Annotated in this window: 1 protein-coding gene; it reads left to right on the forward strand. The window is 52.7% G+C overall.

Annotated features, from left to right (window positions below; translation table 11 throughout):
- Positions 1 to 88: 88 nt before the first annotated feature.
- Positions 89 to 1,325, forward strand: a 1,237-nt coding sequence (locus E1189_RS04415) for a DEAD/DEAH box helicase family protein (RefSeq protein ID WP_329601892.1), incomplete at its 3' end; no start/stop codon positions are given.

Below are 1,325 nucleotides of genomic sequence, written 5' to 3' on the forward strand. Positions count from 1 at the left end.
TATCCGCCCCGCAAGCTGTTTGGTTTTTACAGCCCGGAAAGTCTGGAATACCTGATCCAGCAACGCAGCAGTCGCAGGCCTCTCAGAGGTGCCGGTTGATACCAGTATCACCGGACGACTCTACCAGTTGGAGACCATTACCCGGGTCAGTGAGCGATTCAGCGATAAGCACCGAAAATCTCTTATCGTGCAGGCTACAGGTACCGGCAAAACCCGTGTAGCTATAGCCCTCACCAAAAAGCTGCTGGATGCCCGCTGGGCCAAACGGGTGCTGTTCTTGTGTGACCGCCGGGAGCTGCGCAAGCAGGCACGTAACGCCTTCAATGAGTTCGTGAACGATCCCATTTATGTAGTGGGTAAAACCGATAAGAAGTACATGACCAACTCCCGCATCTTCATCGCCACCTATCCCGGCATGATGAAGATCATGGATCAGTACGACGTGGGGTACTTCGACCTGATTATTGCGGACGAATCCCACCGCTCTATCTATAACGTCTACGGTGACCTGTTCAAATATTTCGATGCTCTGCAGGTCGGCTTAACGGCCACCCCTGTGGATATGATCGGCCATACCACCTACGGCCTGTTTGGGTGTGAAGGGCGTATCCCCACCGCTGAGTACTCGCTGGAAGCCGCCATCAATGACGACTTCCTTACGCCTTATGAAGTCATCACCCATACCACTCAGTTTCTGCGGGAAGGGATTAAAAAGGACAACCTGTCTGACGAGCAGATCGCCCAACTGGAAGAGCAGGGCATAGACCCTAACGAGCTGGACTTTGATGCCAAGTCCATCGACAAGGCCATTTTCAACCGCGACACCAATCGCGCCATTATCCGCAACCTGATGGAAAACGGCCTGAGAGACCGGGACGAACAGCTACCGGGCAAAACCATCGTCTTTGCCCGTAACCATAAACATGCGGTGATGCTGCAGGAGGTGTTCGATGAGATGTATCCCCAGTTTGGCGGCAGCTTCTGTAAGGTGATTGATAACTACGACCCTCGGGCAGAGCAGCTTATTGATGACTTCAAAGGTGATAAAAAAGCCGCAGGCAGTCAGGTAAGCGACAGTGAAATCACCATCGCCATCTCCGTAGATATGCTGGACACCGGTATTGATGTACCAGAAGTGGTGAATCTGGTTTTTGCCAAACCGGTGAAATCCAAGGTGAAGTTCTGGCAGATGATCGGCCGGGGAACCCGCCTGTGTGAGAACCTGTTTGGCCCCGGTCAGCACAAGCGGAAGTTTGTGATTTTTGATCACTGGGGCAACTTTGAGTATCACGCTATGGAGCAGGAAGAGGCTCCTGTATCAACGG

It is taken from the genome of Parendozoicomonas verongulae (assembly GCF_009711465.1).
In the GTDB taxonomy this organism is placed as follows: domain Bacteria; phylum Pseudomonadota; class Gammaproteobacteria; order Pseudomonadales; family Endozoicomonadaceae; genus Sansalvadorimonas; species Sansalvadorimonas verongulae.